The organism is Rubripirellula tenax (assembly GCF_007860125.1).
Lineage (GTDB): Bacteria > Planctomycetota > Planctomycetia > Pirellulales > Pirellulaceae > Rubripirellula > Rubripirellula tenax.
The window spans coordinates 553,301-570,173 of sequence record NZ_SJPW01000003.1; the positions used below are offsets into that span (position 1 = coordinate 553,301).

The window sequence follows — 16,873 nt, forward strand, 5'->3', positions numbered from 1 at the left end:
TTTGTTGCCTGACCACGCCGAAGGTTCCGTCGTGCATTCAACGCCCGCGCGGTGTATCGATGTTATTCCGCATCGTTGTCGCGGCGAAGATACCCGGCGCTGGTTTCGAAATAGCGATTGCGTCGCTGGGTGGGCTGTTCATCAGGCATAGATGACGATTGCAGGTCCGCCAAGTTGGCGGCACAGTAGCGACAGCCGACCGTGTCAATGTGAAAAACGATGTAGTCGGATTGCTCGGGTGTCAGTGCTCCGAGCAAGTGCTGGCCCATCTCCGATCGAGTCGGGCAGGACAGCCGTGATCGTCGCCAAATGCTGCCGATCGAATGCAGGCCGGCCGATTCACGGCCGCGAACTTCGACCAAACGAGCTCGCAAGTCGGCGCTCGTTCGTAAATCATGTTCGATCGCCGAAGAACGTTGCGGCGGCAAGGCTTCGTCCAGAAAGGCGGCAAGCTCGGCGTCGCTGTATTGGTTCATCACTGACCCTCGAAACGGCTCAAACAAAGCGTCACGTTCTGGCCGCCGAACCCGAAGCTGTTGTTGAGTGCGTATTTGATCGGTGCTTCGCGAGCGACATTGGGCACATAGTCGAGATCGCAAAGCGGATCGGGATTTTCGTAGTTGATCGTCGGCGGCAACACGGAATCCCGCATCGCCATCAGGCACACGATCATCTCGGTCACACCGGCGGCGGCGATCAGGTGCCCCATCATGCTCTTCGTACTGCTGACGGGTGTCTTGGCAGCGTTTTCGCCAAAAACTTCTTTGCACGCCAACGTTTCCACTTTGTCGTTGACCGTTGTGCTGGTTCCGTGGGCGTTGACGTAATTGATTTGCGACGGGGTCAGCCCCGCGTCCTTGATCGCCATTCGCATCGCGGCGATCCCGCCGTGGCCATCGGGTGGGATGTCGGTAATGCGGTAGGCATCCGCGGTGGTGCCGTAACCGGCGACTTCGCCATAGATCGTCGCGCCGCGGGCCTTGGCGGCTTCGAGCTCTTCGAGCACGACCATCGCTGATCCTTCGCCCAACACGAAGCCGTCGCGCAGTCGGTCGAATGGGCGACTGGCCTTTGTCGGTTCATCGTTGCTTTCCGACAGGGCCGTCAACAGATTGAATCCGGTCACGCCAAAGGGGTGAATCATGCTGTGCGTGCCGCCGGACAACATCACGTCGGCATCACCGCGCCGGATGATTTCGGTGGCTTCGCCGACAGCTTGACTGGATGCCGCGCAAGCGGTCAGGCAGTTCAAGTTAGGCCCCTGAGCACCGAACATGGTGGCCAAGTGGGCGGCCGGCATGTTGGGTTCTTGTTCGAGTTCTTTCTCGGGGTTGAGCAGTTTCAGGCCTGCGGCAATGAACTTGGACGCGTCATAGTCGCCGTCTTTTAGTGCCGCCGCCATCATTCGACTGAACGTGGCGAAGTCCTGGTTGCCTTCGCCGCTGCCAAGATAGATGCCGAAACGAACGGGATCTTTGATCGCGTCCATCACGCCACTATCGGCGATCGCTTGCTTGGCTGCACCGACGGCGAACTTGGTGTGCCGACCTCGCGAGGCCCACTGTTCCGCCTGTTCGCCGCAATCGGTGATATCCCAATTCTTGACTTCGGCGCTGATCTTGGTGGGAAAGCCGGTGGCATCGAACAACGTTGTTCGTGCGACGCCGCTCTTGCCTTCCTTCAATCCACCCCAAACGGTTTGGGCGTCGTGCCCCATCGGATTGATCATGCCGATTCCGGTGATGACGACGCGACGACGCATGGAGTTTGCTTTGAAAAGGTTTGTGGGGGAACGAAAACAAATTCGCTGAAACGGTGGTTACAGATTCTCGTAAATCGGAACCGGATTGCCGTCCGCATCAACGGCGACATGGAAAAAATTCATCATTCGCAGCATGCCTTCAAGGTCGCCCGGCGCGAACAAAGGCCCGTCCGGAAAACGCGTGTCGCCAGCTTCTAGGAAGGCAAACATCAAGTCGATCTCGGCTTGCATTTTGCCGTCACAATGGCTGGTGCTCGTAACGGTAGCGCCGTGCTCCTGTACCGCATCAAGTTTGACTTCATACGTCAGCTGGTCGCCGGTCCGCGCGGGCTGAAAAAATTCGGCCCTTCCGACTTTGGCAAGGACAACGCGTTTTTCAAACTTGAAGTGTTCCGCAACCAAAATACCACCCAACTGTGCCATCCCTTCGATGATCAACGTTGGGGGCAGCATCGCGTAGCCGGGATAGTATTCGTCAACGGCTTCTTCGGCCAACGAGATATTCTTGATCCCGCAAGCGTGAGAGCCGCTAACAAATTCGGTAAATCGATCAACCCAGAACCAACGCATCGGATTTCCAGTGGAGGACTCGGAACGGCTATTCGCCGACCTTGCTGCCGACGTAGTTACAAAGGTCGCCAACGGTCAACAAGTTGCCGAAGTCTTGGACGCGTGGGTTCTTTTCGAACTCGCTCAAGTTGGCCCAAGGCATCCGACGCTTCAGTTCGGCCATACCGTCGGCAGTGACGACGCCGTCTTGGACGTATTGGCTATTGGTCAAAATGTCTTCGGGCGAAAGTTCTTCGCGAGGGATCGTGATGTCGAACGACTTCTCAAGCTTGAAGACGATGTCTAGAAAGTCGATCGACTCGGCACCGAGATCGCCAACCAGCGTCGCGCTGCGTTCAACTTCGTCATCATCGACGCCCAATGCGTCGACCAGAGCGGCTTGGACCTTCGCGAAAATATCTTCTTGGGACAGTGCCATCGGGGATTCCTTTGTGAAAAGTTGGATTTCAATGTTTGGTTTGGCGAAATTTCAAACCGAGAGCGTAACATCGCCGAACAATTCGCGAAATTGCGTTTCGGCTTGCTTTCGGACGTCTTCATCGGTGCCCAGCCGCGCCGGATCGTCGCTGCGGCACGTTTCGAGCACCAATCGGGCCGTGACGGTGACACGGTCGCCCTTCATGGCGTTGGCTTTGATTGTGGTGCGATTGCCGTCAACTTTCAGTACTTCGGCGGTAATTTTCAGCGTCTCGCCGGGGGCCAGGAAGTCGCCGAACTTGACGCCGCGGACTTCCCTTAGCAGCACCAAGGGCGTTTGGAACCCGTCACCGACCCGGATCAGCCAAATCGCCGCCTGATGCAGGGCTTCCAGCATCATGACGCCCGGCATGACCGGAAATCGCGGAAAATGGTCTTCCAGGTACTGTTCTTCGGCGCGCAGCGTTCGCTCGGCGATCAGCACCTTGCCCGGGGTTAGCGAGGTGATTCGGTCGAGTTGGCGGTACTTCATCATCGGGCGAGGCCGGCGCAGGTGGATTGTGGTTCAGTGGGCTCTAAAATAGAGGCCCGCAAAAGTTGCCTCAACCGTGGGTCGGCCGTCGATCGTACTTGACGCCCAGAAATTTGCGAGGTCGCGTCAGGATTTGGGATCCGAGTCGGCCGAATTCGCGTGAGTCGTATCGGCCGCCGTTTCGATGGAAACTGAAGGTGACAAATGTTCAGAATGCTTGGCGTACACAATCAGGCCCAATCCGGCGATCAGCAGCCCCGCCCCGGCCAACCGGACCGGCGACGCAACGGCGCGGTCATTTCCCAGCCATCCGTAGTGGTCCAACAACACCGCAGCGACGACCTGGCCGGTCATGATGGCTGCAAACCAGGGCAGCGAGCCGATCCGCGGGACCAGAATCAACGAACTGGTCACCATAAAGACGCCCATCGCACCGCCAGCCCAGACCCACCACGGCATCGAAAACGGTGACATTGTGAAGCGAGGAGGAAAAATCCCGCCGGCGACCGACATCACCATCAAGATGGCCGTGCCGCTGGCAAACGAGATCAACGAAGCCTGCAGCGGATGAACGACATGCCGCCCCAAATGACCGTTGACACTGGGTTGGATTCCCACCAGTGCCCCCGCGGCAAGGCCGAACGCAATCGCGATGACCAGCGTGCCGCTTCCGCCAAGTGGTGGCGTCACTTCTTTTTCCGTTCACCCAAGTAGGGTTCCAACATGGCTTTCGTCGCCGCATCACCGATCGACAGTTTCCCGAATCCACGGGCGCAACCGATTTTGACCGCAGCGTCTTGATGTTCGTCATAGTTGGTGACCAACATCACCGGAATGTCCGACAGTTCCGGGTCGGCCTTGATCGCCTTGATGACTTCCATTCCATCGGTGTAATCGCGATCGAGTTTTCGATTCACGGTGACCAAATCGATCTTCCGCTGGCGAAGCATATCGAGCGTGTCCTCGGTACCATGCGACTGCACGACCGAGGCATTGAAATTCGACGTCACCATTTGACGGATCGAATTGAAATCGGGACCGCAGTTTCCACAGTCCAGGAGAGTCTTTGACATGTTCTTCAGATCAGTTGTGTAAATAGTCCGAGAGGTCTTTCGCAAAATGCGATCCTCTCGAGTTCGAACGGATTGGCCGTTCCGCGTTCCGTCCGCGGGTTCAATCCGTTTCACCGATGGCGAACAGCTTGTCTTTGGTGCTGACAAAGATCGTCTTGTTGGCAGCCACCGGCGTACTGTAGACGCTACTTCCCATGTTGATCTCGTCCATGGGCTCATTGTGTTCGGGACCGAATTCAAAGATCGCCACGTCGCCGTCTTCGTCACCGATGAAGACGCGTCCGTCGGTGATCAGGGCGCTTCCCCAGCTTTGGGCGAGCATGTCATAGGTGAAGTGAACGATCGGCTTACCGTCCTTGGTTCCCTTGGCGTCCAAGCAATGAACCAACCCCGAGAAGTCGGCAACGTAAAGGACATCGTCCTTGATCGCGCAGGTGCCGATCGAACGGTGCATTTCCTCTTCAAAGTCGATTTCGTCGTCTCCATTGGAATCGAACATCGAGTAGTGCCAAACAACAGCCGAGTTCGGGTTATCGACTTCGACTTCGCCATCCTCCGGTTCAACGGCTTGCACGCGGCGATGCTCAATCGGCACGCGTTTGCCGTCTTCCAGTTTCATCGCCAGCGTCGGCGACACGTCGCCTCGCTTGGTCGGATCGATGCACCACAAGTGGCCTTCGCCTTCGCCGTGTTCGGGGTCTTGGCCGACGGCGATGTACACGCGTCCGTCATAAGCGACCGGCGTTGCAATCAAGTTGTTGCGTGTACCTTCACCGCCCAATTTCCAAACGGTCGTCTTCGGGTTGCAGTCGAACTTCCACAACAATTCGGGCTTGCCGTCTTTGCCGCGGTCAGCTGCGAAACTGTAAAGGATTCCGTCGCCACCCGCGAATAAAGCCTGTGCGACTCCGCCGAGTTCGGCGACGGCGGGGCTGGACCATTGACCGTGCAGAATGTTGCGACCCGGTGACGAGTCGGTCCAGATCACTTCGCCGGTGTTCTTGTCCATGCAAATGAAACTAGGCGCATCGGGCGCCGGCAAGTTGATGTGCGATTCGTCCAAACCGTTCGATGTGTTGACGAACAACAGATCGCCATAGCTGGTCACGCTGCACGCACACATATTGTGCTGGCTGACGCCCATGGTCGGCCCCATCATGTCGAACACCCAAACCACATCGGCGTCGCGTTTGTCGTCCACGCCAAGCGATTTGATGAACATGATCTTCGGACCGATTTGCTTCATCGTGATCGTGCGATCGACGCCGCCGAAGTTGCCGGTCGCTTTCCATACTTTGTCCGCCGTGACGGTTTCGACTTTGGCGTCACCTTCCAGCGGTTCGCCGGCTTCGGCCAGTTTGGCTTTCGCGGCGTCGGACAATTTGCCTTCGGCTAGGGATGCCAGTGTTGCGGCGTGGGCAGCGGCGGCCGGTCCGGCGTTCATGATTTCGGCGACGTTGGCGGCTTCGTCTTTGACCGGTCCGTCGTCTTCGCCATCATAGAAACCTTCGGTGTCCAAGCATCGCACTTCGCCACGGCTGGTGACGAACCAAAGCCGATTGCCTTCGACAAGCGGCGCACAGCAGATGCCTTGCAGGGGCCAGTCATGGACGCGGCCGGTGATCAGTTTTTCGCTGCTGTGTTGCCACAAAAATTCGCCGTTCTTCTCGTCAAACGCCAACAGGCAACCGAGGTCGACTTCCGAGGGATAGCGTTTGATGTGACCGGCGCCGTTATTGGTGCCGACGTAAACGTGACCGCCCGAGACGACGGGGTTTCCGTACGTCTGGCTGCCCAGGTTGGCGTACCAACGAATGTTTGCGGCTTTGGAATTATCCCACTCGCCCGATCGGCGATCGAACTTGCCGATATTCCATTCTTCGGGCAGTCCCGTCACGCCGGGCGCGTTGTTGCGCATCCGCGTTCCGCCCCACTGGGGCCAATCACCACCCGCGCTTTGGACGTCTTCCGGTGCGGAAGTTTCGGTGGTGTCAGCAGACGTCGTCGATACCAACGCGACGGCCGCCTTGGTGGACATCGTTTTCGGCGGTACCAACGCCATCGGCAAATCGACGGCGGCGGAAGGGCCGCCTGCGGTCGTGACGTTGCTGTTCGTTGCCGTCACGTTGCTGTCCACGGGATCATCGTCTAGCGCCGTTGAGGTATTGGCCTCTGGGATCGGCGGTGGCGTGCATCCGCTAAGAGCGACCGTTGTCGCACTGCCCAAGAGTGAGGCGAAAAGCAAGAACGCCCAAGTCGAGATTTCTTTTTTGAACATGTTATCGGTTTCGAAATGAAAGTGTGCCAGCGATCGTTCTGGCAGTGGTGGTTGTTAGATTCAGTTTTAAAGTTTTGATAGACGCAAAGACCGTGGCTGATTACGGCCCGAGCGGTCTGCTATTCGTTCGCCTTGACTTCGATGTTATCCAGATACAGCTCAGCAACTTTCGCATTGCCATAAAGTCCGGGACTGGCCGCCAAGTTGGGCGATTCGTCGCGAGCGGTGATGGTCCAATCCTCGGGTTCCGGTTCATCGCGAGGCCACACCTTGCCGCGAAGCACGGCCACGGCGGCCGGCGGTTCGCTTTCGATGTCGCATCGGAATTTCATCCGATACCAAGTGCTTTCCTTCCAAGGGAAGTCGACCGTTTCCGCCATCCGAAGCTGGGCCGACCACGATCGAATTTGCAATTGTTGGCTTTCGCCCATCAGATCCAAGACGTAACCGTGGTTGGTCAATCCGATGTCGGCCAATTGCTCGCTCATGCGTTTGCCCATCGCGTCGGCTTCGATGGTGTATTCCTTCAAGTCGCTCGGCCCCATCCAGGCACGGCTGCGAGCGCCTTTAGGAATGGTCGTGATCTTCACCAGTGCCGGCGATCCGTCGATGTCCTTGATGACGTGTCGATAACGGGCACCGACCCAAGAAAGCGGCGGATCTTGGAGTCCATCGAAGGTGAATTTCCAAGGCAGCGGTGGGACGATGCGAACGCGCGCTTCACCCGTGGCCGTACCCGACTTGGCCGTGATCACGGCGCCGGTGTGCGCCACGTCGGCGGGCGCGGTATAGGTCGATCCGTCGATCGAGCTGCTGATCGAGCCCGGGCCTTCAACGGTGAACGTGATGTCACCCGAATCGTCGGTGATCGGTTGACCCAGTTTGTTGAACCGGTTGACCGTCAGCTGGATCGATTCGCCGGGTTTCAAAACCGATTCGGTCGGAACAATTTGTAATTGAGTGACATCAGGATTTTCCGAGATCGGAGTTTCGGTTCCCATCGCTTCGGCCATCGTGACGGGCGTTTGCTTTCCCGATTCGGTACCGACACAGTACAGCGTCGTGGAACTAGGGAAATACAGTCGGCCATCCGCGACGATCGGCGAGGCGGCGAAGCCGACGCCTCGGACACGGCCCTTGTTCAAGACTTCGAATCCGTCCTCGGTCGGTTTGACCGTCGCCCAACGACCGTTCTCGGTCAACACATAGATCTTGCCGTCGGCGTAGAGCAACGCCGCCCGTTGGCGACTTCCGACGAACGACTTTTGTTCCACCAGAGCTTCACCCGTTTCGGCGTCGAAAATCCACATCTTGCAGCGGTCGTCGACCAAGTACAGTCGGTTGCCGATCATGACCGGTTCGCTGTAACCCGAAACGACTTCCAGTTGTTTCCACATCTCTTCGACTTTGGTGTCATCGCCGGTCCCGGTAATGCTGAGCCCGACGACGCCACCCATCACGTTGTTGCTGGGCGCGACGTTCTCTTCGCTGTGGCTGGCAAACACTTTGTTGCCGACGACAAGCGGCGTCGCGAAGATGCCTCGCATCGACAAGTCGTAATGCCACAGCGGTTTGCCCGTGCGAGGTTGGAATCCCCAGATCGCACCGTCGCCACCGCCGATGATCAGTTGACGTTGGCCGTCGATCGTCACGATGCTGGGCGCCGAATAGGTCGTGTCGTAGGGCAAGTCGCGGGTGCCCGAGAACCAACGCACTTCGCCGGTTGTCTTGTCCATGGCCATCAAGCGGTGATTCGGTTTCGCCTTTTCACCCCAGTTGATGATCACGCCGCTGATGATCACCAAGTCTTCGTGGACGACGGGGAAATTGGTGCGTCCGCCATAGGTTGATAACATCCCGAACTGTTCGTGCAGCGGGATGCTCCAAATGGTCTCGCCGGTTTCGCCGTCGATGCACTGAAAAACGTCACAGGAACCGAGCGCGTACACATTGCCCGACGTCGGATCGGCCACGACGCTGGACCAACCGATCCGTTCGGCCGGTACGTCGGACATCCAAACGTTGTAGCGATTCTCCCATAGCGTTTCGCCGGTTTTGGCGTCCAAGCAAACGACTCGTTCGGCTTCACGAGGGGTGCCGGGGTCGGCGCGCTGGATCGTATAGAGCCGCCCGTTCATGGCGACCGGTGTGCAGGGTCCGCCGATATCGTCTCGTTGCCACAGCACATTGCTGCCTTCGCCGCCATCGGGATCCCAGTTGTCTGGCAATCCTTCGGCTTCGGCGACCCCATCGAACGAAGGCCCTCGCCAGTACGGCCAATCGGCAGCCGACGCGATGCCGGGATCCAGCGACAAGATCAAGGCGCAGACGGCGAACATTACGATCGCGGCAATCTTCCTGGGACTCAAGTTCATGGGGGTGAAATCGGGGTTTTCGGTAAGGTTGGGGGTCTAGGCGTCTGACGCTGGGATGTTCGTCAGTCGCGAACGGGTCGCACGGGCAACCGATCAATCAAAGTGCTCGTCGGCGGGATCAAAATCAGGTGTGCAAATGATCATGGTTTTCATTTCGCCGATTGCCCGGTGGCGAACACCAGGGCGAATCAGGATTGCGGTGTGCGGTTTCACGGGGATCGCGACTCCGTCGAGTTCGATCGCGGCATCCGCTTGGCATTCCAGAATGACGTAGACCTCGGTGTGGTCCCGGTGATAGTGCTTTTGGGCGTCACGGTTGATTTCGGTCAGGTGGACGGTGCCCGGAAATTCTGTGCGATCGTTAAATGCCCGCCGGGCGATGCCACAGGGGCACGGGGTCGGCGGCAGTTGATTCAGGTCGACGACATCGGGATGGGAGCTCACGCGAGCGATTTCCGAGGGTTTTGGCGACGCGAGGATGACAATAGACGCAGAGGCAGGGTGGGTCCGCTTTGTGCCTGATGGGGAGACTTTTCTGGCACGAAGCAGGCGACGGAGACAGTTTATACCGATCGCACCGGATCCGCCACGCGCACGACCCGGGGAATGCAGAACCTAGGAACATTTGGCGAGTTTCCCCCAGGCGGCAAACCTTAGCAACAGCCCGAAAATCCCCCAGAACACTGATTCACCGCTGCTGGGACGTCGATACGCATATTGACCGCAACGATGGAATCGCTGGCTCGTGGTTAGCAGATTTATTCGCTGTGGTAGACCCAAAAGAGGTGGTGACATTGGATGTTACCGTCTTGGGGTGTTCGAGATAGACATGAGATGACTTCCTTGCGGGAGTCGAAATCGGCCCAATCCGACGAACGTTGGATCACCGAAGTCGACGCATCTGCAAGGGAAACGACAAACGAACCAGAGTGACCAGAACGAAGTCGGCGGGCCGGGTGTCCGCACCCGGCTCGTTAAGTGGTCGCTGAGGGAATCGAGGCATGTTCGCTGGCGTCTTCGTCCGCCGAGTGCGCCTCGTCCCTGTTCGATTGAAGTTTCGACCCAGGGGCATCTCGTGTTTCGCATACTCCGAATATCAGACCGCACAACGAAGAGATTAGGGAGACGTGGCTCCAATGAAGCGGATTATCACTACTATGACTTTGGTTATTGGTTGTACCCTGTGCAGCCAAAGCTTTGGTTTTGACCTTTTGGATCGTATGCTCGGAATCAAGGGCTGTGGCAGTGCCAACAGCTGCTGTGACTCGGGCTGCGAAGTACCATCCTGTGGCTGTGCTGTAGAGCCAGCCTGTGGCGCCGAATCTGCCTGCGGCGGATGCGGATTGCTATCGAAGCTTGGCGGCAACAACTGCGGTTGTGCCGAACCAGCTTGCGGTTGCGAAGCACCAGCTTGCGGCTGTGCAATGGAAGCTCCGGCTTGCGGTTGCTCGGCTGAACCAGCTTGCGGTTGCGAAGCACCTGCTTGTGGTTGTGCCGAACCAGCTTGTGGTTGCTCGGCTGAACCAGCATGTGGTTGCGAAGCACCAGCTTGCGGATGTGCCGAACCAGCTTGCGGTTGCTCGGCTGAACCAGCATGTGGTTGCGAAGCACCAGCTTGCGGTTGCGGTAGCTCCGGGTGTGGCCTGTTGTCGAAGCTCGGCGGTGGCGACTGTGGTTGCAACGAACCAGCTTGCGGCTGCGAAGTCTCGGCACCTTGCGGCTGTGAAGAAGTCGCGTCTTGCGACAGCGGCTGCGGTTGCGGATCGGGAGCGAAGTGTGGCGGATTGCTGTCGAAGCTGTTCAGCCGTAACAACGCTTGCGGATGCGACTCGGGTTGCAGCATCGGCTGCGAAGCACCCGCTTGCGGTTGCGAAATGGCGACTTGCGATAGCGGATGCGACAGCGGCTGTGGATCGTGCAAAATCGGTAGCGGCAACTTGCTGAACCGTTTGTTCGGCAACCTCGGCTGCAAAAGCAGCTGCGGTTGCGACACCGGCTGCGACTCGGGTTGCGGTTGCTCGGCACCAACCTACGCCGGTGCAGTTGCTGCACCATCGTGCGGTTGCTCGGGTGGAGCTACCTACTCGGCACCGATGCCGGCTCCCATGGCTGCACCGATGGAATCGCATCAGCACATCGAAGCTGCTCCGATGCCACCAGCACCGATCGTTGATCCAAGTGCTAGCGTGACTCAAAAGCGTCGCGTCGTTCAGGCCAGTGCCGTCTTCACCCGCTGATAAAGCGAAGTGAGGATCCACTGATCCCAACTAGACGTGACGTGACAAAACGACCTGCCGGAGGAAACTCCGGCGGGTCGTTTTTTTTGGTTTGGACCGTCAAAAGTAGCCGTCGCCTGGAGCGTGATGGCAACTGAGTGCGAGGTTGGAGGGCGGCCGATTTTTGAAAAACGATTGCTAGCTTGCTGCAAGCCCGGTCGACGTTGACGCCACCAACGGATTTTGTCTATCGATGACTGCGACGAAACGTCGGTTGTTTCCCCGCACATTCGGTCTCGTGGTCGGTCATGTCCCAAACCATCTTCTTTTCCGTCGGCGAACCCAGCGGGGACCAGCACGCTGGTCGGCTGATCCGTGCGATCGGAAATCACTATCCCGGCGTCCGGACACGAGGCTTCGGCGGCGCCGAAATGAAAAAGGCCGGTTGCCGAATCGACCTCGATCTGACACAGCACGCCGTCGTGGGATTGCTAGAAGTCCTGCCCAAGCTGCGCCAATTCTTTGCGTTCGCTGACCAAGCCGAGGACGTGTTTCGCGCCGGCGACGTCGATGCGGTCGTCTTGGTGGACTTCCCCGGATTCAATTGGCACATCGCCAAACGCGCCAAAAAATACGGCATCCCAGTTTACTATTATTGTCCGCCCCAATTGTGGGCGTGGGGCGGTTGGCGGACTCGCAAAATGCGGAAGTCGGTGGATCACGTCCTGGCCGTTTTGCCGGTCGAAGAAAACTACTTTTCCGCCGCCGGAATTCCTTCGACCTACGTCGGCCATCCGTTCTTTGATGCTGTTCAGAACGCGACTCTGGACGCTCCCACCGTCGACCAGCTTCGCGCGAAGTCGCGTCGTGGTGAAATCTTAGTCGCGGTGCTGCCCGGATCTCGCAACCACGAAGTGCATCGCAATTGGCCGATGATGTTGGAATCGATCCGCCGGTTGGCGGTGAAGCATCCCGACGCCAAATTCTTAGTCGCCGCCTATCGCGACAGCCAGTGTTTGTGGTGTCGCGATCAAATGACACCGGCGGACGCAGATTTGCCGATCGAGTTCTTTGTCGATCGGACCAGCGAAGTCATCGAAGTCGCCCGCTGTGCGATGATGGTCAGCGGCAGCGTCTCGTTGGAATTGATGGCTCGCCGAACCCCCGCCACTGTGGTCTATCGCGTCGGGCGTTTCCTGTACACCGTCGGCCGGCTGTTGGTCAAAACTCGCAGCCTGACGCTGCCGAATCTGATGGGGGATCGTGCGGTGTTCCCAGAAATGGTTTCGGTGGGATCGGAAGAGCCTGCGATCGAATTCTTGACCGCGTCGGTCGATGCCATGATCGGGGACGAGTTCTATTTCCAGTCGCTGCTTCGCCAATTGGATGACTTGCGAGCCGTTCACGCTCGAGCTGGCGCGTCGGAGAGAGCGGCCCAGTGGATCGGCGGTTCGTTGGGCTTGGAATCCCAGGCCGACGCCCCTGCTCAAACGATTCCGAACGCCGTTTTTCCCGACCCAACGAAATACGCAGCGACCGAAATTCGCCGAGCCGCCTAAATCGTCGAAAACCTTTCGACAGGATCGTGCGTAGCAATGCGACAAGGAGATCCGGGACGGTCCGGATTCTACCTCGCTCGTTTTCCTTCGTTTCGACTTTGACGCATCCATGACTGCGGACTCGACCACCGATTCAGCCACCGCTTCGCCGAAAGGTGATGACAAAAACGCTTCGATTTTGGGCGGCGTGCCGCAAATGCACGCCGAAACCGGGTATGAAGAAATCGAGGGCGTCGTTCCGCTGCGATTCTCGGGCTACGTGTGCCTTTTGCTGGGACTGATCAGCGTCGTCGCGCTGGTTGGATTGCCCGCCTTAGTCTTCCCTGCTTTGGCGATCGTGTTCGGCTTGTTCGCGCTGCGGCCCTATTACGGGCGGAAACCGGCGGGCCGGACCCCCGCCATGATCGGCCTTTCCTTGGCAATCGCTTTCGCCGCCTGCGGGTACGGCGTAGTCGCGTTGAAGAGCTACACGCTTGGATCTCAAGCCAAGTACTACACCCACCAGTACATGGAACTGGTTGCCAACGACTTCGAGGAATTGGCCATCGAGTTGGGCAAAGACTACAAAAACCGATTCGCCGAAACGATGCCCTTGAGCGACTTCTACGTCAACGACGAAGAACAGAATGGCGATGGAGCTGACGAGTCGGGGATGCCGATGGAATCGCAGCCTACCGCGATCGACGAGTTCCGCGGCAACGGCGCGCACATTGAAATGCGTCGCCAGGGACCCGGGGCCGATTGGAAGCTCGACAGCCCCGTTCGTGTCTACCACCAATTCGGCATCGACCGCGCAGAAGTCAATTGGCGCGCGGACGGAAGCGACCAAGTCGTCCAGTTTTTCATGCAATACCTGATCGACCCCAACGACGTCGGCCAATGGCACATCGAATTGGTTCAAATCAAACGTGAACGCCTTGTTGCGGAATCGATTCTGTAACCCACTCGCTATCGAAAGTCGCGAGAGTGTGGCGTCAAACGTTCGTTGCCGCCACCGAAATCAACGTCGGTGCTCAGGTCGCTGACGCGGCTGACAACAACGTGAATCACGCCGCTGCGGTTTTCCAGTTTCCCGTCGACGATCCAACCGTTGCAAGTCTTTGCGATCCGAAAGAATCGTTGCCAAACGGCTTGGAACAACACCAGGTTCATCGATCCAGTTTCGTCCTCGATCGTGACAAACACGATACCCTTGGCCGTCGACGGCTGTTGCCTTAGCAATACCAAGCCCGCGACGCGAACGTGTCGCCCGTCTCGCAAATCAGCAAGCTCATCGGCGCAAACACACCCAAGGTCTCGCAAGTCGTCTCGCACAAACGAAATCGGATGTGCCTTCAAACTTAGGCCCGTCGTTTGATAGTCGGCGAACACTTCTTCCTGGGCCGTCATTGGGATCAACCCCTCCGGTGCATCGTCCTGATCGTCGATAGCATCCAGCAAAGGTGTCCCACCCGGTTTTTTCTCTTGGCCGAGCGATTGCCAAACCGCGGCACGACGGTCCGTCGCCAACGACCCCAACGCGTCCGCATCCGCCAGCGTCTTCAACACGCCTTTGCCGGTGCCGGCGCGTCGGACCAAGTCGTTCATCGAAGTGTATGCGCCGCCGATTCGGCGGTGTTCCACCAGTGCGAGGCCTGGCGTTTTAGCAAATCCGCTGATCGTACGAAGCCCCAAGCGGATCGCCATCGTTTCTTTGGCGACTTCCAGCGTCGTGTCCCAATCGCTGTGGTTGATGTCGACGGGCCGCACTTCGACACCGTGCTTGATCGCATCGGATATCAATTGTGCTGGCGCATAAAAACCCATCGGTTGGCTGTTCAAAATCGCGGCACAGAACGCGGCCGGATAGTGGCACTTCAAATAACACGATGCGTAAACCAGTAACGCAAAACTGGCCGCATGCGACTCCGGAAATCCGTACTCGCCAAAGCCGCGAATTTGGTTGAACACATGCTCGGCAAACTCGCCGGTCAACCCATTGGCGTTCATGCCATCAAGCAACTTGATGCGAAACTTGTCGATCACTCCGGGACGCCGCCACGCCGCCATTGCGCGACGAAGTTGGTCGGCTTCCCCCGGTGTGAATCCGGCCGCGACAACCGCCAACCGCATCGCCTGTTCCTGAAAAATGGGCACACCGAGCGTCTTTTCCAACACGCCGCGAATCGCGTCGTTGGGGTACACGACGGCCGACGGGTTTTCGCGAGCCTTCAAAAACGGATGCACCATGTTGCCCTGGATCGGGCCGGGCCGCACGATGGCGACTTCGACGACGAGATCGTAGTAGCAGCGAGGCCGAAGTCGCGGCAACATGCTCATCTGAGCCCGACTTTCAATCTGGAACACCCCCGTTGTGTCGGCTCGGCAAATCATGTCGTAGGTCGGCTTGTCATCGGGCGGAATGTTGGCGAGCGACAACTCGCGCCCGTGATGCATTTCGACCATCTCAAAGCACCGCCGAATGGCCGATAGCATGCCTAGTGCCAGCACATCGACTTTCAAAATTCCAAGCTCGTCCAAGTCGTCCTTGTTCCACTGGATCACCGTCCGTCCCGGCATCGACGCGTTTTCGACCGGACACAATTCACACAAATTGCCAGCCGTCATGACCATGCCGCCGACGTGCTGGGACAGGTGGCGAGGAAAACCGACCAACGTTTTGACCAAATACACAAACCGCTTGCCGATGTCGCTGGCGGTGTCCAGTCCGCCTGATCGGCAACGCTCGTCAAATTCTTCGCCGCTGCCACTCAGTTTCGAAATCGCATCGATCGCATCCGCCGAAACGCCCAACGCTTTGCCGACTTCGCGAACCGCGCTGCGCGTTCGATAGGTGGTGACCACGGCCGTCATCCCGGCACGGTCGCGACCGTATTTGTCGTATAGATACTGAATCACTTCCTCGCGTCGTTGATGTTCGAAGTCGACGTCGATGTCGGGCGCTTCGTCGCGTTCGCGGCTGACGAACCGCTCGAACAACAGATCCGTTTGGCTGGGGTCAACGCTGGTCACACCCAAGCAATAGCAGACCGCGGAATTAGCCGCCGATCCGCGACCCTGACACAAAATGCCTCGCGATCGGGCAAAGCGAACCATATCCCAAACCGTTAAGAAATAGGCTTCGTACCGCAGGTCGCCGATCAAACGCATCTCGTGACGGATCTGTTCGATCACCTTGTCGGGCACTCCATCGGGCCATCGCTGCAACGCGCCTTCCCAAGTCAAACGCCGCAAGTGTTCCAGTTGACTCATTCCCGAGGGCGCCAATTCCGCCGGATACTCGTACCGCAATTCATCAAGACGAAACGCGCACTGATCCGCGATCTCAATCGTCCGAGCAACCGCGTCGGGAATCTCGCGATACAGATTGGCAATGTCATCCAGCGATCGCAGGCAACGTTGACTGTTGGCGAATCGATCGATCGTGATCGATTCGATCGTGATGCCACGACGAATCGCGGTCACCAAATCATGCATCAACATTCGCGGCGGCGAGTGATAATGGACATCGCCGCTGGCAACCAACGGAACATCGCAACCGATCGACAAACGACGCAGTCGGTCGACGGATTGCTGGTCGTCGACGCCCAGGTGCAATTCGCAAAGCAAATACCCGCGACTGCCAAACGTGTCGCGAAACGTCGATCGCAAAAACTTTGCCAGCTTGGGCGTCTGCGGTGATGACGCCCCGGTCACTTCCTCGATCGTTGGAATCACCCCGGCGATCAAACCGTCACTGAATTCGGCGATGTCCGAAAACTGCAATTCGCAGGTGCCTTTCTCGGCACGCAAGCGTCCACGCGAAATCAAGCGACACAGTTGCCCATAGGACGTGCGGTCGGTCGGCCACACCACCATCGAAGGACTGTCGATGGGGTGAAGCTCAGCGCCGACGATGTACTTCAGCCCCTGTTCTTTTGCAGGCGCCAATCCGCGAACCACGCCGGCAAGCGACTCGCGATCCGTAAGCGCGATCGCGTGGTAGCCCAGTTCGGCCGCCCGTTCGACCAGTTCGTCGGGATGCGAAGCACCCTCCAGAAACGAAAAATTGCTTTTGCAGTGCAGTTCGGCGTACTGCATAGGAATCGATT

The 16,873-nt window shown here is 58.1% G+C and carries 15 protein-coding genes; 4 read left to right on the forward strand and 11 right to left on the reverse strand.

Annotated features, from left to right (window positions below; all coding sequences use genetic code 11):
* Window positions 1-62 precede the first annotated feature (62 nt).
* From Poly51_RS12870 to Poly51_RS12915, 10 genes are all read right to left on the reverse strand, one after another.
* Entirely contained in the window at window positions 63-476 is a 414-nt protein-coding gene (locus Poly51_RS12870; RefSeq protein ID WP_146458076.1) for a hypothetical protein, read from the reverse strand.
* Window positions 476-1,762: a beta-ketoacyl-[acyl-carrier-protein] synthase family protein gene (locus Poly51_RS12875; protein WP_146458078.1), complete on the reverse strand. Its 1,287-nt coding sequence runs from the start codon at window positions 1,760-1,762 to the stop codon at window positions 476-478. Before Poly51_RS12875 ends, Poly51_RS12870 begins: the two co-directional genes overlap by 1 nt.
* A gap of 57 nt (window positions 1,763-1,819) precedes the next feature.
* On the reverse strand, window positions 1,820-2,332 hold the full coding sequence (locus Poly51_RS12880) for a 3-hydroxyacyl-ACP dehydratase FabZ family protein (RefSeq protein WP_146458080.1): 513 nt from the start codon (window positions 2,330-2,332) through the stop codon (window positions 1,820-1,822).
* A 28-nt stretch (window positions 2,333-2,360) separates the two neighbouring features.
* Complete coding sequence (locus tag Poly51_RS12885; RefSeq protein WP_146458082.1) at window positions 2,361-2,750, reverse strand: acyl carrier protein; 390 nt, start codon at window positions 2,748-2,750, stop codon at window positions 2,361-2,363.
* 51 nt (window positions 2,751-2,801) lie between these two features.
* Window positions 2,802-3,284, reverse strand: a complete 483-nt coding sequence (locus Poly51_RS12890) for a 3-hydroxyacyl-ACP dehydratase FabZ family protein (RefSeq protein ID WP_246114460.1) — start codon at window positions 3,282-3,284, stop codon at window positions 2,802-2,804.
* Window positions 3,285-3,407: 123 nt separating this feature from the next.
* A complete protein-coding gene (locus Poly51_RS12895) occupies window positions 3,408-3,971 on the reverse strand; it encodes a DMT family transporter (protein ID WP_246114461.1) in 564 nt (187 codons plus the stop codon).
* Window positions 3,968-4,354 (reverse strand): response regulator, encoded by a 387-nt coding sequence (locus Poly51_RS12900; protein ID WP_146458084.1) that lies wholly within the window; start codon window positions 4,352-4,354, stop codon window positions 3,968-3,970. Before Poly51_RS12900 ends, Poly51_RS12895 begins: the two co-directional genes overlap by 4 nt.
* Window positions 4,355-4,454: 100 nt before the next feature.
* Entirely contained in the window at window positions 4,455-6,632 is a 2,178-nt protein-coding gene (locus Poly51_RS12905; protein ID WP_146458086.1) for a PQQ-binding-like beta-propeller repeat protein, read from the reverse strand.
* A 119-nt stretch (window positions 6,633-6,751) separates the two neighbouring features.
* Entirely contained in the window at window positions 6,752-9,007 is a 2,256-nt protein-coding gene (locus Poly51_RS12910; protein WP_246114462.1) for an outer membrane protein assembly factor BamB family protein, read from the reverse strand.
* A 93-nt stretch (window positions 9,008-9,100) separates the two neighbouring features.
* Window positions 9,101-9,451: a cupin domain-containing protein gene (locus Poly51_RS12915; protein ID WP_146458088.1), complete on the reverse strand. Its 351-nt coding sequence runs from the start codon at window positions 9,449-9,451 to the stop codon at window positions 9,101-9,103.
* 867 nt (window positions 9,452-10,318) lie between these two features.
* Here Poly51_RS12915 and Poly51_RS31280 point away from each other — a divergent pair.
* The 4 genes from Poly51_RS31280 (at window position 10,319) to Poly51_RS12930 (ending at window position 13,722) form a co-directional block, all read left to right on the forward strand.
* A complete protein-coding gene (locus Poly51_RS31280) occupies window positions 10,319-10,951 on the forward strand; it encodes a hypothetical protein (protein ID WP_246114463.1) in 633 nt (210 codons plus the stop codon).
* 149 nt (window positions 10,952-11,100) lie between these two features.
* Entirely contained in the window at window positions 11,101-11,244 is a 144-nt protein-coding gene (locus Poly51_RS31285) for a hypothetical protein (RefSeq protein ID WP_246114464.1), read from the forward strand.
* 287 nt (window positions 11,245-11,531) lie between these two features.
* Window positions 11,532-12,782: a lipid-A-disaccharide synthase gene (gene lpxB, locus Poly51_RS12925; RefSeq protein ID WP_146458093.1), complete on the forward strand. Its 1,251-nt coding sequence runs from the start codon at window positions 11,532-11,534 to the stop codon at window positions 12,780-12,782.
* A 109-nt stretch (window positions 12,783-12,891) separates the two neighbouring features.
* Window positions 12,892-13,722 carry a hypothetical protein gene (locus Poly51_RS12930; protein WP_146458095.1) on the forward strand — a complete coding sequence of 277 codons (831 nt, stop codon included), beginning with the start codon at window positions 12,892-12,894 and terminating at the stop codon, window positions 13,720-13,722.
* Between the two features lie 8 nt (window positions 13,723-13,730).
* Here the strand turns inward: Poly51_RS12930 and Poly51_RS12935 are convergent, their stop codons facing one another.
* Window positions 13,731-16,862: an error-prone DNA polymerase gene (locus tag Poly51_RS12935; protein WP_146458097.1), complete on the reverse strand. Its 3,132-nt coding sequence runs from the start codon at window positions 16,860-16,862 to the stop codon at window positions 13,731-13,733.
* Window positions 16,863-16,873: the final 11 nt, after the last annotated feature.

What these genes read in the sequence shown, in the direction of transcription:
- Poly51_RS12870 (WP_146458076.1), bottom strand. Translation starts at nt 476, where the DNA reads ATGAACCAATACAGCGACGCCGAGCTTGCCGCCTTTCTGGACGAAGCC.
- Poly51_RS12875 (WP_146458078.1), bottom strand. Translation starts at nt 1,762, where the DNA reads ATGCGTCGTCGCGTCGTCATCACCGGAATCGGCATGATCAATCCGATG.
- Poly51_RS12880 (WP_146458080.1), bottom strand. Translation starts at nt 2,332, where the DNA reads ATGCGTTGGTTCTGGGTTGATCGATTTACCGAATTTGTTAGCGGCTCT.
- Poly51_RS12885 (WP_146458082.1), bottom strand. Translation starts at nt 2,750, where the DNA reads ATGGCACTGTCCCAAGAAGATATTTTCGCGAAGGTCCAAGCCGCTCTG.
- Poly51_RS12890 (WP_246114460.1), bottom strand. Translation starts at nt 3,284, where the DNA reads ATGATGAAGTACCGCCAACTCGACCGAATCACCTCGCTAACCCCGGGC.
- Poly51_RS12900 (WP_146458084.1), bottom strand. Translation starts at nt 4,354, where the DNA reads ATGTCAAAGACTCTCCTGGACTGTGGAAACTGCGGTCCCGATTTCAAT.
- Poly51_RS12905 (WP_146458086.1), bottom strand. Translation starts at nt 6,632, where the DNA reads ATGTTCAAAAAAGAAATCTCGACTTGGGCGTTCTTGCTTTTCGCCTCA.
- Poly51_RS12910 (WP_246114462.1), bottom strand. Translation starts at nt 9,007, where the DNA reads ATGAACTTGAGTCCCAGGAAGATTGCCGCGATCGTAATGTTCGCCGTC.
- Poly51_RS31285 (WP_246114464.1), top strand. Translation starts at nt 11,101, where the DNA reads ATGCCGGCTCCCATGGCTGCACCGATGGAATCGCATCAGCACATCGAA.
- lpxB (WP_146458093.1), top strand. Translation starts at nt 11,532, where the DNA reads ATGTCCCAAACCATCTTCTTTTCCGTCGGCGAACCCAGCGGGGACCAG.
- Poly51_RS12930 (WP_146458095.1), top strand. Translation starts at nt 12,892, where the DNA reads ATGACTGCGGACTCGACCACCGATTCAGCCACCGCTTCGCCGAAAGGT.
- Poly51_RS12935 (WP_146458097.1), bottom strand. Translation starts at nt 16,862, where the DNA reads ATGCAGTACGCCGAACTGCACTGCAAAAGCAATTTTTCGTTTCTGGAG.